The following is a 21,447-nucleotide window of genomic DNA, read 5'->3' as shown; positions in this document are numbered from 1 at the left end:
AACCGAAGGCGAGCTTCCTCCTGCCGGCCTGACCGCTTGTGATCTCTCCAATAGGATGAGCTATAGTGACGGCACTTCGGTGTAGTCGAGAAGGCCCTTGCAGACTTTCCTCAAGAATATTTAACTTAAATGCGCGGTTACACCTACCAACGAAAAGGAAAGTGTCAGGCAATGTCGAGCACTGTTACAACGAAACACGACGTGAGCTCTCGGCCCGAGCACATCCTGTTTCCTAAAAGTTCAGTTCACAAGCACGCGGGAGCCCTGGCGGGGTTTCTTGCCAAATTGAATTACGACGACATCCCTGCCGACGTTCTTCACATAGCCAAGCTCATCACACTCGACACAGTCGGCTGTATCGTCGCCGCGACACAGACGGCTCTTGGAGAGAAGATCTTGGCCGCGTACGATATGGGGCGGCAGCCCAATGGCTGCAGCGTCCCCGGCACCGAGCTACAGCTCGCACCATCGTTGGCCGCAAAGGTAAACGGCTGGCTTTCGGATGTGCTCGACTACGAGGACACTGCCTCAGGTCATCCTAGTGCCACTGTCATACCTGCAGCTTTGGCTATGGCGGAGCACCTTGAAGGAACACCGAAACAGTTTCTGACCGGCGTCGTTGCAGGGTATGAAGCGGGTCTTCGACTCCAGGACGCAACTCGGGCGAGCCCAGAGGCCCTCCGTCGGTTTGCATCCTACCATGCGTGGCACGGGGTCGCGGCTGGAGCGGCTGCAATGGCCGTATCTGGGGGGTCCGAAGAACAGTTTCGGTCAGCTCTGGGCCATGCTGCTGCAAACACTAATATTCCTCTTTGGTATGTTGAGTATGGCCGGCCGGCGCATGCGCTCAAAGCGAACTACGGCCAAATGGCCCTGGCCGGCGTCGACGCTGCAATTTGTGCTCGCCAGGATATTATTGGGCCTTTTGCAATGTTAAGCGATGCTGAGAGGGGCTTTGCACTGATAATAGGATCGGATCGGTTCGATGCTACGCAGCTATCACATAAGCTAAACGACATTTGGCGAGTTCGGCAAACCTGCTTTAAGGGTTATCCCGCCTGCTACTTGTTGCAATCAATAATTCATGCGCTATCGAACGTTGTGCGAACGAACGATATTCGCCAAGAGCAGATCGACAGGATACTGATTGGGTGTTCTAAAAAAGTCCACGATTGGTTCTCCTACAAAGAGACCCCTGGCGACCTTGATGGCCAGTTTTCTGTTGAGTACGTCTCTGTGATGGCCGCGCTTGGGATACCAGCGGGGAGAGAGTGGTACTCGACATCGTTACGAGAGAGTGCTGACGTATCTTGCCTGATGAGTAGGGTTTCAACTGAAATCGACCCGGTAGCTGAGGAGTCTTACTGGAAGGGAGACCGGCTATTCTCTTCCGTTAAAATTCTTACGACAGAAGGCCAATCTTTCGGCGCAACAGTCGAGTTCCCCCCCGGACACTTCCGTAATCCCCTTAGCGATTCTGATATCGAAAGCAAGTTTTTGCGCAACCTGAGCGGAACTTTGCTCGAGCGACGCGGAAATCAAATCGTCGAGAAGACAATGAATTTGGACCGCTTGAGTTCGATCAACGAACTCAGTCAAATTCTGCGTGCGGTTAAGATTGCCTGAGAGAAAGTCCGTTCCTCTGAAGCGCCTGATCGTGTTCGCCAAGCAACGTGGAGAAACACTGAATTAGACAGCACATCTGCATTCCGCCTGGAGTGCACGGTTCAGGATCCGATCGGCTCGCTCTCGCCGCGATTGACCCTGCAATCGCTTCTCACCGAGCCTTTCCGCATTCACGCAGCAAGCAATGGCGACGCCGGCGCCGAAACTGAGCACCTGTTGCGAATGGTTGGCTTGCCGGCCGATTTTGCTCGCCGCTATTCGCACCAGCTCTCTGGTGGACGCGGCGCGTCGGCGTCGCGCGGGCGCTTGCCCTCTCTCCCGGTTTGTCGGTATCCATCCGGTAGGGCTTCCGATTACCCATATCGTCGGCTTGATCCGAAGGCGATGTCGTGCAACCGGGTCATGCCGCGCCAGACGACCATATTGCCAGGCGGCGGATCATGGTTGCGGGCGAGATAGCCGCCAAGCATGGCGATTTGCAGCAGGTAAGCGGCGAGCGTGGGCCGTTGGAGGCGCGGTCTCGTTCGGGACGCGTCGATCCTGTCGAGCGCAGTGATCTCGGCGAAGGTGAGAACGCTGTCGGGCGCAGCGTCTGGCTTGGCGCGCTCCGACATAGTGATAAAGAATATGCGCCAGCTGACCACTGCGATGAGGGCGAGGAACTTCGCCAGCCTTTCGGCGGTCTCGAGCCTCGCCTCCTCGGCACGGCAGCCGGACTTCATGGCCTTGTGGAACACCACGCCTTCCAGCACAGGGCGTACGAGCCGAGCTTTCGACTGCCGGGGAAAGATCTTCGACTGGCAAGTTGGTCACCAGCTTCCAGTCGATCGGCTCGCGACCGGGCGGCGGATTCTCTTCGAGGGCGTGGATGTAAGTCAGAACCTGCGGACTGTAGCGCTTGTGCTTGCCCACCGGCGCCAAGGTATTGATGGCGGCGAACTTCACCCGCAGCCAGGTCGTTTCGTCCTGATCCACCGTAATGCGATGACGTCCCGCCCAAGGCGCCGCCGCAAGTTGGGCAAAGACGCGATGAGCAGGATCGTGTGGGGCAGCATCGGCAGGCCGCTCGGCCAGCCTGTTCGTCTGCACCCGCACGAGGAAGCTCGTACCAGGTCGTGCGCGGTGCAATAGAGCTCGTAGACGTCGTTCTCCCGGTCACCCACATGCACGCAGCGCTTGGGCGCGCGAACGAGCGCAATAGACTGGCGCAGGTTCTCCAGCCAGCGGTAGCTTTCCTTCGTCTCGATCGGCACGCGCGTCCAATTTCGTTCGTGTCCAGAACTTCGCCGTCGTCAGACCAAGGGTGTGCCGGTGAGGGTGACGGCCAGGCTCGAATGCATCAGCACCCGCACAAGGTCAGCACGCTAGGCTGGCCGGCCTTGTAGTGCCCGGCGTTGATGGTCTTGGTGAAGCCGATTTTGCCCGGCTGCGCGCGGCTGTAGATAAATTCGGTCGTGTCCTGCAGGATAAGGATCGGGCCTTCGCTCGCCGCAAAGCGCGCCGCGGTCGCAGCGAAATGACCAGCGAGAACGCTGTGTTCGGTTGTTCGGTCACACACGGGTTGTCAAAGAAGCGGTAGGCCGCCTTCGCCGCCGCCCAGTCGCCGCAGGCTGCCGGGATTGGCTTGCCCGGCGCAGCTGACATCTGATCCAGCAACCGTTGCAGCCGACGGGCCAGACGCTTGTCGGGAAGGGCCGCCGCAGAAAGCTCTTCCTCCTGCCAAGCGCCCTCGCTGCTGCTGGTCTCCCGCATCCGTGACGCCTCCGTGATTCGGCGTCACGGACAGAATCACGGCAGATTCATACGGAGCAATAGGCCCGCCGACGATGTGGGTAATCGGAAGCCGGTAGGGACCGCCTTGCGTGATTGAAGGAGTTCGTCCGTCGGAGTCTGCGACCTATGCTTAAGGTCATGGGGTCGATGGTCGATGAAGATTGAGGCGAGCGCCTATGCCTGGTGGGCCGGCAGTAAGGCGCTCGCAGCGGCGCGACCGTCGGCGGCGAACGGGCCCCGGATCCACTGCGCTTTCGGAATTAAGCCAGAGTTTGGAATAAACGCAGCAATAGCATTGCTCGTGGCACGAGCGACGGGATAAGAATCCGCTCGTTATGAGAATGTGCGCCATCGCCGTCAGGTCCCATTCCGTCGAGAGTGGGCGCAAACTGCGCTGTGAAATTGGCGTCTGAGCCAATTGCACCATTTACGCCTTCGAGCACGAACCCGAGTTCCGCCGCGCACGCACGCGCACGCTCAAACAGTGCTTCGATCTGAGGAGATTTCTCATATCCCGGCCGACCTCCGACCTGTGTTGTGACTTCAACTGCCACGTCGGTGCTATAGGATTTCAACGAACGTATCCGTTCGATTACTTTGTCCGCGAGCGCTACGTCAGATGCGAACATTTCGACACTAGCGAACGCAGAGTCGGGTATAATGCTGCAACTTGTTCCACCGCCAATGATGCCAACGTTTAGGATGAGACCCTTTTCGTAGTCACTCATCTCTTCAATGTCGAGGATATGCCTTGCGAGTTCACGTACCGCGCTGCGGCCGGCCGCTGGCTTAAGTACGTGGGAGGCTCGGCCAGTTACCTTCAGTTCAAAGCTTGCTGTCTTACCACGGCGCGAAGTCACGATTTTCCCGCCGTCGCGTGCGGGCTCAGTAACCAAGACATACCGTGCGCGGCGTGCTTCCTCTTCAATCAAGTCCCGCGACGTCGGGCTACCGCTTTCTTCGTCTGGAACGAACAGGTGGCGAATCGGCAGTTTGGTGGCCTCGCCATTACGAATTAGATGCAAGAGCGCAAGGAATGCTATTACTGCACCTCCCTTCATGTCGTAGATACCCGGCCCATAAGCGCTGTCCCCTTCGATGCGGAAAGGAAGCGTGGTTGTCAGCGTCCCAACCGGATGAACGGTGTCAACATGGCTCACAACGAGGATGCCGGGATCCTCTCCGCCCCAAGGAGAGCTCACGATGAGCTTGTCGCCATAGCGGTTTCGGCCAGGAAAGCGCTTGGTTCGCGCAGTGGCCACTTTCGCGTCGCTCTCGATCTTGTCGAGCAGGCAGTTTACCTTCGCGTCTTCGCCGGTTGGCGTCTCGATTTCCACCCAATTTTTAACTTCATCCAGAAGCGCCTGGGTGTCGAAGGGCGCCATAAGCGCAGTGATTTCACTCATTTCTATGTCCCGTAGTTTCAAATGTGAACGATCGCAGTCAGCGCGCCGGACTTGCTGGGCGGTAGTTCTTTCGCTGGTGTAAAGCTGAGACTTTGCCGGAAGAACCTGCCGTTCCTAACCCGGAGAAGTGCCCAAGTGAACAACAATCAACTATCGAGCGTGACAGTGTCGATTGACGACCAGCACACGCGCACTTGGTCCCCAGCCGCAGGCCTCGTCGCGAGACGATCCGACATCATCTTAGCTGTCATGTGCAGACCATTCGCACATTGTATTGCAACCCGCGTGGTCCCGCCGACAAATGCAGTCCCAACGACTTCACCATCCAGCACATTTTCTCCCGTCGTGACTGACTCGGCACTGCCGCAAATCCGAACTCGTTCGGGGCGAACCATTACTGTCAGTTCTGATCCAGTAGATCGCTTTTCGTGCGGCACCAAAAACGTCTCGTTGCCGGAAACCAGCATCCGTCCATTACCTTCGACTCGCCCAGTGATTATGTTCGATTCGCCAATAAACTCCGCAACGAAGCGACTCCGTGGCCGGAAATACAGGTCGTCAGGTGTACCTAGTTGCGCGATCGCACCCAAACTCATTAGGCAGATGCGGTCAGACATGTTTAGAGCTTCTTCTTGATCATGCGTTACATAAATGAACGTCGTTCCGAGGTCCTTGTGAAGACGCTTGATCTCCCCTTGCATTTGCTCTCGGAGGTTCTTGTCGAGCGCACCTAACGGCTCGTCCATCATGATTATTGCCGGCGCATAGACGATGCAGCGCGCAATCCCAACGCGTTGCTGTTGCCCCCCCGATAGTTGGCGCGGCTTGCGATCCTCAAGACCGCGCAGTCCGACACGGTCTAGGGCCTCAGTCACCTTCGCCCGGATGGCGCTCCTGTCAAAATGACGCGCACGCAAGGGATAAGCCACGTTCTCGAAAACCGTCATGTGCGGCATCAGAGCATAATTCTGGAAAACCATCCCGATCCCCCTTTCTCGCGGTGGCATGCGTGTGATGTCCCGCCCGTCCAGGAAAATGCTTCCAGTCGACGGCCCACTTCCGCCTGCGATCAGGTTAAGGAGCGTGCTCTTCCCTGATCCAGAAGGACCTAACAAGGTTAGGAACTCCCCCCTGTTCACCGCCAGCTTGGTGGGATGGAGCGCAGCTAATGAACCGAAGTATTTCGATATGTCTTTGAGCTCTATTGCATATTTAGGGTCGTTCTCCGACCGGTTTTTTGCTACCAGGCCTGCAGATCCATCCCGACGATTCGACCTTGCAGCCGACACTACGTCTTCCCCTAGTCCGTTGGGCCTGCTGTCATCTCGGGCGACTTGCTGAGTTCGCTCTTCTCTTGGTAACGGCATCATGTTTTAAATCCTCTACTTCTGTTCCCCGATGGGTCTGAATGATCAGCCGTCTGCTGGTGTGGCTTTTCGCAAGCTGATCGCGGCGACGCAGACCACCAAGGAAAGCGCCATCATTAACGTCGAAACGGCGGCAATTACTGGAGACACTTCCCAGTTGAGAGCGTTGTACATTCTAACAGGCAGAGTGATCGTATCGGGTCCGCTCAGGAACCAGGAAAGAATGAACTCATCGAACGACGACAGAAAGGCGAAAAGAGCAGCGCTGACGAGTGACGGAACGAGTTGGGGAAGAACCACTGTTACGAACATTCGGATCGTCCCCGCTCCCATCAATTCCGCGCCGAATTCAAGATTTCTATCCAACTTGTTCATTCCGGCCATAATCATGACGACCACGAACGGAAGAACCACCATAATGTGACCGAGCACTATTGAGAGTGTCGACGAGTTAATCCTGAAGTAGGAAAAATACAGGTATAGACCTAGCCCGGAAATCACTGACGGCACGATAAGCGGACTCATGATAACGCCAGTAATCAGCGCTCGGCCAAGGAACTCTCGGCGGACTAGCCAGTACGCGGCAAGCGTTCCGGCAAAAAGCGACAGGGACGTAGTTGCTAACGCAATTTTAATGCTATTGAGAAGCGGGTTCACCCAGCCAGGTGAGTTGAAAAATGTCCTGAAAAGGTCGAGAGAGAATTCGGTTGGCGGAAAGGTAAGAGTATTTGCGGTGCCAAACGCCATTGGAATTGTAATTACCAATGGAGATAAAAGAAAGACGTAAACGCTCACGGCCAGTGCTGTGCCGACTGCGCGATAACGGCGCTGGAGTGGATCATCTATAATGTCGGTCATTTGCGATTCCTATATCCTTCGGCTGCGGCGCCAGAGCGCCAACGGGGCGGCAAAACTCACAGATATAGCGAAAAGGATTACACTGATGGTCGAAGCTCGGGGCCAATCAAGTACCTGCCGGCTATAGTAATCAACCAAGTTCGACAACATCAGATCTTTCGGACCTCCAAGCAAGGCCGGAACCATGAATGAGCCCAAAGACATCACGAAGATACTCAAAAGGCCAGCTAAGACGCCCGGCAAGCTCAAACGAACGGTGACAGTCCAAAATATACGGGCTGGCTTGGCTCCCATAATGCTAGCCGCCCGGTAAACTGCCTCATCGATTGCAAGGAGGCTGGCAAGGATTGGTAAAACGACGAGCGGAACTTGCCAGTTAATCATTCCAATTAAAGTGCCAATACGATTGAGGATCATCGGCAGTTGAATGTGTGCATCGAACGCCCAACTAAGAATGCTGTTGATAACCCCTTCGCGTCCAAGAAGAACCATAAACGCGAAGCATTTCACCAGGATACTCGTCCAAAGAGGAAGGAGGACGAGGCCGAGCAGAATCGCCCGTCGCCGCGCCGGCTGACTAGCGAGATGGAGCGCTACCACGAACCCCAAGACTAAGCTTACGAAACAGGATATACCGGAAATGACGAACGTCGTTATCAGTGTCTGTCTGAACAGCTTACTCGCCACGACGTCGGCGTATAAATCCAGAGAAAAAGCCAGTCCATTGACGCTGGTGTAGACAACATATAATAGAGGCGGCATCACAATAAAAATGGCAATCAGTGCCGCTGGCGACATGAAAATGGCGGTCGCCCGAATGCTGCTAGTCATGTTCATGACCGTCCTTCGAGAGGTGTCGACTTGTGTAGGACGGGCCCATTAGCCCGTCCTACACAATGATGGAATCAGCCCACCGTCCATTCCTTGAACCGCGCACTCACCGCAGCATTGTTGGCCTGCCAGTAGGATGGATCAATGAAGAGGTTGCGGGGGTTTTCGTAATCCGGCTGCCACTTCCGCACTTCTTCGGACAACATCGGTCGTGCTTTTTTGGAGACAGGAACGCCTCCCAGCTGATTGTTAAGCCGCGCCTGGACCTCAGGCCGCAGACAGTAAGCGACAAACTTGATCGCATTCGCCTTGTTAGGGCCCCCCTTGATCACCGTCAGAATTTCCGAATCCAAGAGGTTCTGCTCAAAGGAGAAGGCCAAAGGTGCGCCCCCGCCTGGTTGGTTCGTGGCCTTAACGCGGCTGGCAAAGGTGCAGCAAAAGTCGACTTCACCTTTCTGTGCGAGGGAGATCGTCTGGGTGCTTGTAGCGGGCCACGAGGGAATACTCGCCTTGACGCGATCAAGCGCCTTGAAGGCACGATCCAAGTCTAGAGGATAAACATCCTTTGGCGATACTCCATCCGCAAGTAGCGCGGCCTCCAGCGTCATGACGGGACCATTGAGGAAAAGAGTGCGGCGTCCGGGGTATTTCGCGACGTCGAACAGGTCGGCAAAGGTAGACGGATGCTTACCTGCGTCAAACTTCGTTGGATCCCATGCGACACCACCGGCGTATATACCCCAAGGCACGACCTCGTTCGTCGGAGCGACTGCCAAGTCGGCGACATCGAAGCTAGAAAGATCCAACTGCTCCCACAAGCCGTCTTTCGAACCGGTGGCGCCTTCCGAGCTTGCGCCGTCGAAAACGTCCCACTCAACATTCCCTGCAAGCTGCTGAGCCTTCACTCTGGCCAAGTCTGGCGCAGGGACGACATTGACCTTGATGCCGGTTTCTTCCGTGAAGGGTGTGATGACGGCCTTTGCCACGGCGTCTTGGTAGGAGCCACCATATCCCGTGAACGTCAGCGACCCTGAATCTGCCATCGCGCTTGTAGCCCGCATAACTGCCGGCGCGGCCAGTACACCGGTTAGGCCCCACAGCACCGTGCGGCGTGAGACTGAGATAGATTTTTTCATAGTAGCTTCCCCTTTTTGATGTGGCTGCAGATCGTTGATACTCGCTCAGCATTGGGCGCGAGCCAGTTGCCGCGCCAATTTGCTCTTTTGCCAGCATGCCCCCAGCTGACGCTCTTGAGAGTTGCCTGTCTTATACCAGATATACATGGACTGTCAACTGGCGGCGGCGGGCGCGCTCTAGGGAATTACGCTCGCGCTCCTCACAAAGCGCAGCGGTGAATTGACTGAGGCCTTGGGCCGAAGTCAGGTCTGAAGGAAAGTTCAGGGACGCTCCGCAACAGGTTCATGCGACTGAGCAGGTTCCGCGCTGAATCTTCGCCGTACTGCAGGGTAAAAGGTCTGAAGCTGGAGCGGATCGATGGATGCCCGCCCCCCTGAAGACGCACCGAACTCCCGCCTACCTTCTTAGAAGGGGTGATCCCCGTCGGCTCGGGCACACGAAAGGTGGGCTTGAACTCCAAGCTGCGCGGCCACAATCGGGGCGGACTCCATCTCATCGTAATCGCCGTGCTATGTCGTTCGCCATGGCACTGGCAAGCGATGAATCCTGCTAGAAGGGTTGATCGCGGATCGGAGCTAAGACAGCAACTGTTTCGGGCGATTCAAGCCGACAAGCCGAATCTACAGAACGCCCAGGGCTCTACCACAGGGTAGAGAACATGTTTGCCAAGCTCAACGATTGGGTACGGATTGCCACTCGCTAACACCGCTGCGCCCCTTTCGGCTGTACGAAGCAAGGCGGAAAAGGAAGAGACGGGCAGCCTACCTTAATCGACGCTGCCGGCTATCAGACGCTCCCTCATACCCGCGCTCTTAAACCACCTCTCGGCGGCAGACGCGACCAGGACGAGGGTTTGGGAAGCACTGGGGAATGTGAAGTCGCGGTCACTTCTTGATCTTCCTGTGGCTTGCCGATGCACGATTCCCAGGAATACTTATAGTACAGGCAAATTGGTCAAAGGGGGCTTGGACAACGCCATAGCAACTAACTGCGGGGTTGGTTGTCGTAAATTTGTAGAAACGGCGGAGCATCGGATAGCCTGTTGGAATGCCGAACACCTCCTCGACCTTGCCGACAGCTGGGGCTGCATCGATGATGAGGTCCGTATTGACGACATTGATGTTGTGACGCTCCAGCGCCTGAACAACGAATCGTTCCCCGAACTCCTCGATGATTTCCTCGCCTACATGTGATGAGACGTAAGTGGCGTCGTACATAAACGGCGCGCCCTCTAGATTAATAGTCTTGCGGACACAGAGCATTGCCTCCAGAGGCGGATCGAAGGCTCTCATAGTGGGGTCTGAAATTTTCTCACGCGTGATGGATAGAAGTTGGATCGTCGCGGCCTCGAACGAAAGCTTGGACATATCAAGCGTGCGCAGGACGCGCGTCCGCTTCTTTACATAGGTGCCTTTTCCGGCGATTGAAACCAAAGCTCCTGCGGCCTGCAGATCGCGCAAGGAACGCTTTATGGTGATAGGACTAACACCGAATTCTGCTGCGAGCACGACGGTGGAGGGGATAAGGGCGTCGGGCTGATAGGCTCCGTTGGTGATGCGCCGTTGGATCTCCTCGCGTACTGACTCGTGTAGAGATGCGGACGCCCGAAACATTGAGGTGGCCATAATCATCCCCGCTCGATCAATACAACAACTTTCCAGCGGCTCTGCGGGATCCTTCCCACGAGGCACCGATCAACACGAAGTTGACATAACTGGCCTACCTTGTATGAAATTTCAACGGCGTCAACCCGGATGGGTGGTTAGGCTGAGATTTGAATCGATGGTACACCGACTCCGCTAAATGGCGCACACTTCTCATGAGCAGCCTTATGCTGCCTTTGTCGTGCCTTCTGTTAGTGTTCCTCCGGGATGAGCCGAGCGCGTAATGCAGGCGCTGCGTATTGTACACTATATCGCCGAAAGCGCTGATGCGCTGAGGGGCGTCATCGGTTGGGGGCGAGAGCCAGCAGCTGGTCCTGCGCGCCTTTGCACTATCATAATCGCCGACGCGGCCCATGCCTGCCTGGTAACGTGAGGATGCCAAAGTTCGGAGGCATATTGGGTGGAACGGTCGTCGTAACGGATAGTTTCACTCGGCCATGTCGCCTCGGCCGGGGTCTTCCAGCGAGTTTTTCTCAGCCGCGTTGTGAGGGTTGCAGCAACGGCTGCGATCGCCTCAGCGCTCAGGTTCGCACCCTTCGAAAAGTACTGGCGCAGCACCCGATTGGGGTTCTCGTTGGTCCGCGTTCCCGCCAAACGCTGTGGCGCTGTGGCGAGATCGGTGCATGGGATTTTTCGGAACTCCAATGCCAGATTGACTCGCCTCTTCCTCCAGAGATTGACACCATGTATATGAGGTATATCAATATCGAATCCCAAAAAATGAGGTGCTCGCGCCATGCCCACGAACGAAAATCTCGAAGACCGAACCTCCAGGTTTGAGCATACTTTGTTTCCTCGAGCAGAGGTTCATGAACATGCGGCTCAGATGGCGCGTTTCCTGTGCCAACTCAGCTTTGATGACCTACCCGGTGAAGTCATTCGTCTAGCGAAGCTCGTAGCGCTTGATACTATCGGCTGCATCATTGCTGGCACGCAGACGGATCTTGGACGGCAAGTGATCGCGGCGTACGAAACTGGAAGCGGCCCCCAAGGTTGCAGCGTTCTTGGAACTGCATTGAGGCTTGCGCCTTCGCAAGCGGCTAAGGTCAATGCTTGGCTCTCCGATATTCTGGACTATGAGGACACACTCTCGGGTCACCCGAGCGCGACGGTTATTCCGGCAGCCTTAGCTATGGCAGAGCACCGAACGGAATCCTCAAGGCAATTCCTCACCGGGCTTGTGGCAGGATATGAAGCCGGGGTACGACTTCATGATGCGACAAGGGCAACTCCCGAGGCTTATCGTCGGTTTGCCTCATATCACGCGTGGCACGGCGTAGCAGCTGGTGCAGCTGCTATGGCGATTTTGGGGGGATCTGAGGACCAGTTTCGATCCGCTCTAGGGCACGCGGCCGGCAACACAAATATCCCTCTTTGGTATGTGGAATATGGCCGGCCGGCACATGCCCTGAAGGCGAACTACGGACAGATGGCGCTTGGCGGAGTCGATGCAGCACTCTGTGCCGGACAGGGGATTATCGGACCGTTTTCCATGCTCAGTGACCCAGAGCGGGGTTTCGCGGCGATCATCGGATCTGATCGCTTTGATCCCGCTCAATTTTCGACCGATCTGGGCTCCACTTGGCGAATCACAAAAACTTGCTTCAAGGGATATCCCGCCTGCTACGCCTTGCATCCGACAATCGGGGCAATTCTAGCTATACAGAAAGAGCATGATGTGAATCCGGCCAACATCGAGAACGTCTGCATTCTAGGTGGAGCAAAGCTAGCGAGCTGGTTCTCATATGGAATGCCATCGTCCGAACTCGATGGCCAATTCTCGGTGCAGTATGTTGCAGCCATGCTGTTATTGTCAAAAGAGCCGGGTGTAATTTGGCATAGCTCTTCGACTTGGGACGATCCAGATGTAAGGGCTTTGCTGGCAAAGATAGCCGTCGACGTTGATCCTGAAGCAGACGCTGCGCTCTGGAAAGGAGAAGCGCAACGGGCGTCGGTATCCATTTCATTGAAAGATGGAAAAACCTATTACGCAACTGTCGATTGGCCCCCCGGCCACCCACGTAACCCGCTCAGGGATACCGAGATTGAACGCAAGTTCGAGCGAAACTTACAAGGCACTTTCCTCGAAAAGCGGACCGCACAAATCTTAGAGATGGCAATGAGTCTCGATAGACACGATAGCAAGATTACAGACCTTGTAACACTTCTGCGTGCGCCTTTTACTAATAACCTATAGTCAATTATCATTTGTGTTTGCGGCAGAACGTATTCATCGCCAAGACAGAGTAGCGTCTTGCGGTTCGGCTAGGCTAAGCGGTTTGGCCGTCGGGAGCCGGACCTGGGGAAGCTGGATTTGAGAACCGATGACGATCTGCCGGTGCAACGGGGCCGCAAAAGGAGCCAACCGCCATCGATAGCGGGCAGCGCTGATTAAACGCGATCGCCCGCGACGCGTGCCTGCCGGTCCTGGCTTGCTGTAGGCTGCAAATAGGCAACAGCGCACTGGGCATCTGCCACCGCGTGGAGATTTGCCCGCTTGTCACCATGCGACATCCGGGAAGCTTGACGCGATCCGGGTCGACTGCTGCCCGTTCGGGTCCAGCCATTTCTACGCAAAAGAGGCTCCGTTTCCTTTTTTCGGGGCATGCCGCAAAGTTATTAGCCTCAAATGGATATTTTTGGTCCGCTTGTCGCACTCGCAAGAAGCATCGAAAGGGTAGAATGGCACCAGGTGAGCGCGAGGCCAGAAAAGACTGCGGGCAATGCGCTTCGTGCACATCAGTAAGAGTCGCGACCCGTAAGCGAGCGCCCGTATTCAACGGAATGGCCAACTTCAAGCGAGGTGACGGCGCGTAGGCAGGTCACGAACGACGCGAAACAGTTCTCCAGAGGAACATCACTGAGCTTGGCGATCGGGAGGGTCGACCGGCTGAACGAGGACGATGGCATGATGCGGTCAGGCGACGAGCGGCAACAGGTGATGGGCACAGCAGATAAAAGGTGCTGCGCTAACGTAGGTTGTTTCTGGTCGACGATCATCGGCAGTCGCCCGCCCGCCCTATGCCAGCGAGTCGATGACGCCTGGTCCGGGCAAAACATGAGGTGAAGTTCGCCGGCCCGCCGGGCAAGATTGAAGCACAACAGCGCAAACTCGACCGGTTTTTGGAGGCGTTTTCCATTCCGGGCCGCCGTTAGCCTGAAGTGGAAAGAATGTTCGCGGCTGCAGAAATCCCAGCCTCAGCTGAGACCACAGATCGTCCCGAGATCGGATAGCCTGTGGGTCGTAACAACTTCTTTACTATGATCAGCCATCCTTGTTGAAGGCGCCCCTCCGCAGCCTGACTGCCCGCGCGTCATTGGTGACGCGCAGCCTAGTGCCGGCGACCGACGCTTTCATGTACCCCCCGCCCCCCGAGAGTATGCGTCGGACGCCGGCCAGGCTAGAATCATCCTCGCTCGCGCCGCCTCTCCCATCGATCTCTGTTCATGGGTTCACGAAGAAGGCTGCGAGCAACTCCAGGTAAGACGCCCAATAGAACAGCCGGGCGGCGGCGCCGGTGAGGGCTTTAGGCAAGGCGAAGGCTCTGGGCCTCCGTGCCTCTCTTGCCCTGCCCCTGTTCGAAAAGAACCTTCTGTCCCTCCACCAGCGCGGTGAGCCCAGAGCGGGACAGCGCGGAGGCATGCACGAAGACGTCCTTTCCTCCGGTTTCAGGAGCGATGAAGCCGAAGCCCTTTTCGACATTGTACCACTTCACAGTGCCGGCAGTTTCCAGCCGCACCTCCGATCCAACGACGGACGCTTCACCAACAGTCGCGTGTGGCGAAGTCTTGCTCCCTTCTCCGATCTCCAGTACCTGCGCAACCTGATGCCCCTTTCGCGTTTCTTCCAGAACGACCTTGAGATGGGCTCCTTCGGCGACACCGCTGTTTCCGAAGGCCTCCAAGACGCGGAGCGGCAGATAGGCTTCCCTGCCGTCCGAGACTTTGACGAACCCAAATCCTTTGCCCGCGTCGAACCACTTCACCTGCGCCTGGACAGGCTCTGCGATCGCAGGTGATGGGCTCTGAAAGAAGCTCGGCACGAAACCAACTTCTGCAAAAGGCGGCCCGTCCTCATCTCGATGCCGACGTGGCTTGCGGTGGTCTTTGTATCTGCTCATTTTGTCTCGGCTGGGCATAGGAGAAGGCACTCTGCTGGCTTATGAATAAGGTGGGGCCGACGGCCGATCAACGTGCTTTTTATACAGTGTCTCCTAAGTAAAGCCGCTCGGTGATCACGGGTGACCGGCATCCGCTTGCACGCGGATCGGCGTGAGGTGCGTCCTGGCTGCGAGCGGAGCGGAAGCCTCAGGCGGCCTCCTGCTCCGTATCCTCTTGCGGCTGAAGGCTGTGCAGATAGGCCACCGCGCGCTGCGCATGGGCTGCAGCCTGGAAGATCGCCCGCTTGTCGGAGCCGAGGATTGTGGCCCAGCTCTGGATATACGAGGCATGATCGGGTCGCGGCTCCATCTCCGGCACGATGCCGAGATCGGCGCAAATGAAACTGGCGCCAATTTCGACCAAAAGTTCTTCGCGCGCGCGATCGGTCTTGTCCTGATGGTACCGGCTCAGGTCGCGGTTCAGCCGATGAGGGGCAGAGGTCCAATGCAGGGTCTCGTGTCCTCGCACTGCGATCAGCGACGCAATGTCCCGAAATTGGTCTGGAAAGGGTAGCTGCACGTGGTCGGTGATCGGTGAGTAATATGCCTTGTCGCCGCCATAGCGCACCGTCGCGCCTGTATTGTCGAAGAACCGCTCGGCGTGTTCGATCTGCTCGATGGGATTGGGGGCCGGGTCCGCATGCCGATAATAATGGTCATCCAAGCCTTCGATCTGGTCACAGTTGAACACTGTATACGCCTTCAGGAACGGGATCTCGCGTGCGACTTCGCCGCCGCCGGGGTCCGCTTCAGTCTTGGTGAAGCGGCTGGCATAAACGACGGTCGCGCCACTTTCACCCTTTCGGATATGGGCGCCGAGTTCGTTCGCCTGCCGCAATGTCATCCACATTGAGGAAGAAAAGCCGCGCGCCATTCGCTCCGACCAGAGAAGGAGCACATTCACTCCTGTGTAGGCCTCGCCATTGTGGCGCAGCGGCCGGATGATCCGACCAACCATGTTGCGCCTATTCCATGGCTGGACCCATGGACGAACTCCCTTCTCCAGATCGGCAACGATCTTGTCGGTGATCCGCGCATAGATGTCGGCGCGCGATCCGCTTTCCCTGGCTTTCATGTTCTCAACCTCTCGATTTTGGAGCCGCGCCTATCGCGACCCGTCACGGGCGTCCGTCGCCAGGGCGATCGGGAGGGCGCGCATCCGCAGGACCGGAACGAAGAGGAGGGCGGCGAAGCCGTTGCGCGACCCACCGGGCCTGGCAGGACCGCGATCCGGGACGGGATGCGAGGGCGGCTGCTCCCTTCCATTCTTCTTTCTCTTTCCTTTCCGGAGCGGCGCCCCATGAAAAAGGCCGGTCCGTCGTAGGACCGGCCTCGTCAACGATGTGACGGGCGAGGCTGAGGCCTCGCCCTGGCGGGCTCAGCCGAGAGCCGCCATCTGCAAATCGGCCGCCTTGCGGTCGACGGTCTGGCCGGGGTTCTCGATGGCGCGCTCGAAGGGTTTCCAGCGCTCGCCGACGACCTGCTCGTAAGCGGCGACCGCACCCTCGGCCGCCACGCGCAGCGCATGGGACTGGAGTGCCATATCGGCGGCGAACTCGCGCTTGCGCTGGGCGGCGCTGTCGAAACCGACCGGCCCGTCGAGGTCCTCGTCGCGGGCGTCGTTGGCGGACTTGGCCGTCGCATCGCGCGCTTCGGTCACGGCGCGGCTGTAGAACTGGCCGGCGCCGTGCGCCGATCCGACGAAGGCGCCAACGATCCGCTGCAGGTGGATCTGCATCGCGCGTTCGCCCAGGCCCTCGCTCAGGGCATCGGCCGTCTCGATGATGAGCTTTTCGTGAAGATCGCGAATGCCATCACTGTCGAGAAGGGGCAGGCCGAAGCTTTCGGAGATGAGGCTGGCCTGATTGGCGTCCGGGCAACAGAGCCGGACCATTTCGATGGTGGTGCCTTTGCGCAGCGGCACAACGCGGGCAGACTGACGGGAAGTACGAGCGGTCTTGGTCATGGGAGTTCCTTTGCTTCGGTTCCGCCGAAGGCCTGGACCGGCTCCCTGGCCGGCCCTCCCTTCGGGCGAGGTCCAGACAAAACCGGCGGAAAGACGGGCGCTTCAGGGTCCGGGAGGGCCAATCGAGCAGGGTGGGTTTGCGTCCAAGCAGGGCTTACCAGCCCTCGCGCGGGACGCGGGCCCGCCGTGCCGAGAGCGGCCTCTACCGGCCGCCCCGCGGCGCGGAACGCGGCCTTGAAGCGCACGGCCGCCGGTTTAGGACCGCACACCGAACGAAGGGAGGCCGGCCAGGGAGCCTGATCATCGACAATGAGGACCGTAGGACAGGTTGCCGTGACCAACCGCCTTCAAAACCAGTCTGATTGTTGTTGTACCGCATGTGTCGCCACCGGATGAACCGGCTATGCCCGTCAATTCGGCTGCCGCGCCCGCCGGAAGGCACCTGCTTCACCTCGCGGCAAACAGGCCGATCGTCACGCCGCGCGTCAGAAGTATAAGGTCGACAAGGGTTGCAAATCGAGACAACCGCCATGCCGCTCGAGGAATCGGGCGATCGCAAGATCCTGGCGTGCCAGCTTTCGGGACAGGGCATCGATCTCCGGCTGGCGCTCCGCGGTCAGGCCGGCAAGATGTGACCGATAACGCTCGAGGAAGGCGCTCGCGTCCGGCGCCCTCCCGCGACGATAGCCTGACTGGCGCGGCTGCAATTGCGGGATCAGCGCCGTCATGCAGCGTGTGATCTGCCGGTCGATCATGTCGAGCTGGCGCTTGACGGCGGGCTTCCTCCATGCGCAAGAGTTCGGCGCGGCGCTTAGGCGACAACGTCATGAGCCCAGCCTCCCCTGCCAGCCGACGAAGCTCGACGGGCCGCCATAGACGACGTGGCGATCCGGATCGATGACGAAGCCAAAACGGCCGATCTCGTACTCATCGGCGGGGACGAGGAAGCGGCGTTCCTCAATGCCGACGCCACGCCTGCCACCTGGCGTGGCAATGCATTCGACGAAGCCCTTTTCATGGTCCGACGTGATTGCGGAAACCACGATCCAGTCGTCGGCGTGTTGCGCCTCGAAGTCACGTTGATCTTTCTCGCGGGATTCGCCGGGTGTAAGCACCTTGCCGGTGATCGCTTCCCAGGCATCGGGAAAGCTGTCCTTCATGGTACGTTCCGCGCTACGGCGCTCGAAGCTCGTGAAGAGATGAGGGAAGGTGAAGGCGACGATCGCCCAACAGACATCTTCCTCATAGAATCCATCGGCCGCGCGCAGCCGGGCGTGGACCTTGGCGTTGCGTTCCGGCGAGAGATGGAACCCGCCATGGCTCGCGGTCGAATGACAGGTCACCCCGTCCGCGAAGACCGTGGCGCCCTGCGATGGCCCCATGGCGTTTGCGCCGTGGACCAGATCTCCCGCCGTCCGAGCGCGCGCCTCTCGCGTTGATCCCCGGCGTTCTGCTCGACTTTTGTCCGGAACGCGGCCTCGTCGGCGAGCGCGCCGCAATGGCCGTAGAAATCGGAGCGCATCCACTCGGCGATAGGACGCCGGATACGCCAGCCGGTTGCCAGATAGTGCCGCCCGTCGCTCGCGGGCAGCATCGCAAACGCCGTATCACCGGTGCGAGCGACCAAGAAGCCGTCAGCGCTGCGGCCGATCTCCACCTCCGGATATCCGGATATGGAGTTTTCGTTCGAACTTGCAGGAGCATAGGTCATCACGCGGCCCTTCCCTCGACATGGTCGGCGGCGACCTCGTCCGCTGTGATCTGATCGAGCACCGCGTTCGGATAGCGGTGCTGCGTCAGCCATTCTTCGGCATCGGCGCGATTTCGGGCGAGATGGACCAGTTCGGCGTTCTCGCCGGGCCGATCAAGCACGCGGACCGCGCCGATGGCCGGGCGTTCGAGAACCATGAAGCGCAGTCGGCAATCAAGCGAGAATGTCCGATAGATGCGGACAGCGACGACCCCGCTGGCACCGTAATCCGCCTCATGCAGCGTGAAGCTCGCCGGCAGGCCGACGTTGGCGACGGCTCCCTCGCGCTGCTTTCGGATCAGGCGACCCCTGCTGTTATTGGTCTGCCATTGCGACAGCTTCTTGTGGTGGCGTTCCGGCGGTCGTTTCGTGCCGTCGGACCAGGCGATGAGCGAACCGATGGGTGCGCGGAAGATGAGATGCGCGGACATGCATGTCCTCCATGTGCTGATTGTCAAAACAGGACCGCCGCCAGCGTTTGCCGGCGGCGGGATGGCGATCAGAAGAAAGATGCGGGAGCGCTATTCGGCGGCCTCGCGGAAAGCCTGCTCGGCCTCAGCGTCGCCAGCGTCGGCAGCCGCCTGCGGATCCTCGAGCTGATCGTCGGGATCGTCTTCCCCGCTGGCGGCCTTCCTGGTCAGCCACGACGAAAGCCTGGCCTTGTCCGGCGCGAACAGGGCGGCCGGATGAATGAGGCGCCCTTCTCTGAAGTGCTCGACGAGCGCGGCGCGAGTGTCCTTGACCTTCTGGCGCGGCAGGACCGGCGTGTCCTTGCAGGAGCCTTCCAGTGCCGGCCGCGACAGGCAGGAGAGGAATTCTTCGCTGCCCATGTTGGGCAGAAAATTGTCCGCGCCGATCGCATCGCCGGCCACGCGCGCGACAATGCCGCTGTTCGACCTGTTCTCGCGGCAAGAGAGCACGTCGATCAGCACGGACCGCACCGCGGAGCGCAGCGTGTCCATGTCGAACTCGAAGACGCCCTCCGGATTGAACAATCGCGCCGCGTGTTGCCCGAGGCTTGCGGATCCAAAATACGAGATGTCGCGGGCGCCGGATGCGACGCTGACATTCTGGCCGGCGAAGGCCAGAACAAGCAGCGCCATCAGCGTGTCGTCCTCGATCGGGGCGCGGGCAAGCGCCTCGTGGAGCGCGTCGGTACGCAAATCGCCGATGATCTCGATTCCCTTGCGGGTGACATCCGGGCGCGACGTCGAGACGATGCCGGTGTCGTCCGCACCGCCAGCGCCGGGGCCGCCATCGTCCCTGGCTTTGGCCTTCTTCGCCTCGGGCATGCGGTAGTGCACCGACTGCACCTTGCCGTCGCGGTCGAGATACATCGCCGTGCAGTCCGACTTCGCGGGCTTGCCGTGGACGCGTTCTGCCTTCTGCGGCAGTTCCGGCTGGCCCCAACCGTTGACTTCGACGAGCATGCCCTTCTTGGGCAGATTGTTCGTCATCCATTCCTGCTGCGCGCCGAGGAAAGCCTCGACGTCGCTCGTATAGCGGCTGTCCTCGTCGGCTGGCGCGAACAGGTCCTCGACCCAGGCGATGCCATAGGCCTGGGCCAGGTCATCGCCGAAGCTCGCATCGCGCGCATACATGCGGGTCTTTGTGAGGCCCTGCGCCACACTCCACCACGACACCTGCGGATCGGCCTTCGACGGCCTATGCTTCTTCCAGACCTCTTTCTGCTCCTCGAGCGAGGCGGCCGCAATGGTGCGGAGCTGGCGTTCGTCGGGCATGTCGCCCTTGGCCATATGGTCCAGCATCGCCGGCAGCACGTTGGCGAGCAGCCTCAGCTTCTTGATCTGGCGCACCGACTGAGCGAGCGCGACGCCGATCGCCTCCTCGGTCCAGCCCAGGGCAACGAGCCGTTCGATCGCGCGCCACTGGTCGACGGGATTGAGCTGCTCATGCGCGATCGTCGTGACCAGCGAGCGCATGGCGCCGCCATCCTCGGCACGGGGAACGACCAGGACGGCGATTTCCTCGAGGCCGGCGGCGATTGCCTGCTTGACGCGCCGGTGGCCCTCGTCGATGACGAAGCCGTTGCCGCCGTCCGCCTCGGCGGCAACGACAGGGGGCTGCACGATGCCGACAGCCTTGATCGTCGCCAGCAGCAGCGCGTCAGCCTGCGGGCTGGACTTGGAACGGCGCGCCTTGTCGGGATTATCCTTGAGCGCGCGCGGATCGACAAATTTCAGTTCCATGGAGATACTCCTTTGGGGATTGCGGACGCGGCCTTTTCGCCCGTCCTTTTCCGTCTTCTTCCCGAAGACATCCCCCGGCACCGCGGAGCGGGCGGGCCGGTGCAACTGCGGTCGAGCATCCCTGCCTGGCCGGACCAGCGGGGCTTTCAGCCCTGCGCAGGACGACGGGCCGGGATCGCGAGCGGCGCGGTTGAGCGTAAGCGCCACTGGTTCGGGCGATCGGCGAACCGGTTTTTTTCCCCCTCCTCCTCTCCTTCCATTTCCATTGCTATTCCCATTGATTGCCACGTTGGCTGGCACTATATTGCGTCAAGTTGAGTGGCATCAAACCGGCAAGAGATAGCTTATGGGTCTCATCCAGTATTCCGATAATGGCCTCTTCGCGCCGCGCAAGATCGCGGAGGCGTTCCGTACGACCAGCGAGGAAGTCGCGCGCACCGCGGGGCTCGGCAGGGACGCGGTCCAGCGCAAGGACCGCATTCGGTCGGACAAGACCCAGCGTCGACTGCGCGAGATGGTCGAGGTGATCAACAAGGTCGAGCCGCGCTTTGGTTCGCAGTTGATGGCCTATGCCTGGTATCGTTCGGAGCCGCTACCGGGCTTCTCCGGCCAGACGGCTATGCAGCTGGTGCGCGGCGGTCGTGCCGATGACGTGCTGGACTATGTCGACGCGGTCGACGCCGGCGTGCACGCCTGACC

At 59.0% G+C, this 21,447-nt stretch carries 18 protein-coding genes and 2 pseudogenes; 3 read left to right on the top strand and 17 right to left on the bottom strand.

Features of this window, described 5'->3' with window-relative positions:
• Positions 1-171 precede the first annotated feature (171 nt).
• Positions 172-1,626 carry an MmgE/PrpD family protein gene (locus C7I87_RS23035; protein ID WP_188393952.1) on the top strand — a complete coding sequence of 485 codons (1,455 nt, stop codon included), beginning with the start codon at positions 172-174 and terminating at the stop codon, positions 1,624-1,626.
• 353 nt (positions 1,627-1,979) lie between these two features.
• Here C7I87_RS23035 and C7I87_RS36085 read toward each other — a convergent pair whose 3' ends face one another.
• From C7I87_RS36085 to C7I87_RS22995, 9 genes and pseudogenes are all read right to left on the bottom strand, one after another.
• Positions 1,980-2,363 (bottom strand): hypothetical protein, encoded by a 384-nt coding sequence (locus tag C7I87_RS36085; RefSeq protein ID WP_246696360.1) that lies wholly within the window; start codon positions 2,361-2,363, stop codon positions 1,980-1,982.
• A gap of 602 nt (positions 2,364-2,965) precedes the next feature.
• A complete protein-coding gene (locus tag C7I87_RS36080; RefSeq protein ID WP_246696373.1) occupies positions 2,966-3,184 on the bottom strand; it encodes a hypothetical protein in 219 nt (72 codons plus the stop codon).
• Between the two features lie 56 nt (positions 3,185-3,240).
• Positions 3,241-3,378 (bottom strand): annotated as a pseudogene (locus C7I87_RS36075) (transposase DNA-binding-containing protein); the annotation flags it as partial.
• Between the two features lie 281 nt (positions 3,379-3,659).
• On the bottom strand, positions 3,660-4,805 hold the full coding sequence (locus tag C7I87_RS23020; protein ID WP_246696359.1) for a M20 family metallopeptidase: 1,146 nt from the start codon (positions 4,803-4,805) through the stop codon (positions 3,660-3,662).
• Positions 4,806-4,951: 146 nt separating this feature from the next.
• The gene (locus C7I87_RS23015) at positions 4,952-6,172 is read right to left on the bottom strand and encodes an ABC transporter ATP-binding protein (protein WP_149906412.1); all 1,221 of its coding nucleotides are present in this window, start codon (positions 6,170-6,172) and stop codon (positions 4,952-4,954) included.
• Between the two features lie 45 nt (positions 6,173-6,217).
• Positions 6,218-7,030: an ABC transporter permease gene (locus C7I87_RS23010; protein WP_149906354.1), complete on the bottom strand. Its 813-nt coding sequence runs from the start codon at positions 7,028-7,030 to the stop codon at positions 6,218-6,220.
• A gap of 9 nt (positions 7,031-7,039) precedes the next feature.
• Positions 7,040-7,867, bottom strand: coding sequence for an ABC transporter permease (locus C7I87_RS23005; RefSeq protein ID WP_210250644.1), 828 nt, complete (start codon positions 7,865-7,867; stop codon positions 7,040-7,042).
• 68 nt (positions 7,868-7,935) lie between these two features.
• On the bottom strand, positions 7,936-8,997 hold the full coding sequence (locus tag C7I87_RS23000; protein ID WP_149906353.1) for an ABC transporter substrate-binding protein: 1,062 nt from the start codon (positions 8,995-8,997) through the stop codon (positions 7,936-7,938).
• An 885-nt stretch (positions 8,998-9,882) separates the two neighbouring features.
• Positions 9,883-10,623: a GntR family transcriptional regulator gene (locus C7I87_RS22995; protein ID WP_210250643.1), complete on the bottom strand. Its 741-nt coding sequence runs from the start codon at positions 10,621-10,623 to the stop codon at positions 9,883-9,885.
• A gap of 775 nt (positions 10,624-11,398) precedes the next feature.
• Between C7I87_RS22995 and C7I87_RS22985 the strand changes: the two genes are divergently transcribed.
• Positions 11,399-12,859 carry an MmgE/PrpD family protein gene (locus tag C7I87_RS22985; RefSeq protein ID WP_149906352.1) on the top strand — a complete coding sequence of 487 codons (1,461 nt, stop codon included), beginning with the start codon at positions 11,399-11,401 and terminating at the stop codon, positions 12,857-12,859.
• Between the two features lie 542 nt (positions 12,860-13,401).
• Here the strand turns inward: C7I87_RS22985 and C7I87_RS22980 are convergent.
• The 8 genes and pseudogenes from C7I87_RS22980 to C7I87_RS22945 all read right to left on the bottom strand — a co-directional run bounded on the left by C7I87_RS22980 (position 13,402) and on the right by C7I87_RS22945 (position 20,748).
• Positions 13,402-13,662, bottom strand: coding sequence for a hypothetical protein (locus tag C7I87_RS22980; protein WP_149906351.1), 261 nt, complete (start codon positions 13,660-13,662; stop codon positions 13,402-13,404).
• A gap of 527 nt (positions 13,663-14,189) precedes the next feature.
• Positions 14,190-14,783 (bottom strand): cold-shock protein, encoded by a 594-nt coding sequence (locus C7I87_RS36525; protein WP_149906350.1) that lies wholly within the window; start codon positions 14,781-14,783, stop codon positions 14,190-14,192.
• Positions 14,784-14,970: 187 nt separating this feature from the next.
• Positions 14,971-15,897, bottom strand: coding sequence for an ArdC family protein (locus C7I87_RS22970; RefSeq protein ID WP_149906349.1), 927 nt, complete (start codon positions 15,895-15,897; stop codon positions 14,971-14,973).
• A gap of 303 nt (positions 15,898-16,200) precedes the next feature.
• A complete protein-coding gene (locus tag C7I87_RS22965) occupies positions 16,201-16,788 on the bottom strand; it encodes a hypothetical protein (RefSeq protein ID WP_149906348.1) in 588 nt (195 codons plus the stop codon).
• Positions 16,789-17,273: 485 nt separating this feature from the next.
• The gene (locus C7I87_RS22960) at positions 17,274-17,543 is read right to left on the bottom strand and encodes a hypothetical protein (RefSeq protein ID WP_373424751.1); all 270 of its coding nucleotides are present in this window, start codon (positions 17,541-17,543) and stop codon (positions 17,274-17,276) included.
• Positions 17,544-17,612: 69 nt separating this feature from the next.
• Positions 17,613-18,499: pseudogene (locus C7I87_RS22955) on the bottom strand (hypothetical protein).
• Entirely contained in the window at positions 18,499-18,969 is a 471-nt protein-coding gene (locus C7I87_RS22950; RefSeq protein WP_149906347.1) for a hypothetical protein, read from the bottom strand. Before C7I87_RS22950 ends, C7I87_RS22955 begins: the two are co-directional and overlap by 1 nt.
• 90 nt (positions 18,970-19,059) lie before the next feature.
• Positions 19,060-20,748 carry a ParB N-terminal domain-containing protein gene (locus C7I87_RS22945; protein ID WP_149906346.1) on the bottom strand — a complete coding sequence of 563 codons (1,689 nt, stop codon included), beginning with the start codon at positions 20,746-20,748 and terminating at the stop codon, positions 19,060-19,062.
• Between the two features lie 346 nt (positions 20,749-21,094).
• On the opposite strand from C7I87_RS22945, the gene C7I87_RS22935 reads away from it, so the two are divergent.
• Positions 21,095-21,445 carry an MbcA/ParS/Xre antitoxin family protein gene (locus C7I87_RS22935; RefSeq protein ID WP_149906345.1) on the top strand — a complete coding sequence of 117 codons (351 nt, stop codon included), beginning with the start codon at positions 21,095-21,097 and terminating at the stop codon, positions 21,443-21,445.
• The last annotated feature ends 2 nt before the right edge of the window (positions 21,446-21,447 follow it).

The organism is Mesorhizobium sp. SARCC-RB16n (assembly GCF_008520305.1).
Lineage (GTDB): Bacteria > Pseudomonadota > Alphaproteobacteria > Rhizobiales > Rhizobiaceae > Mesorhizobium.
This window is presented reverse-complemented; position numbering and strand designations above follow the sequence as displayed.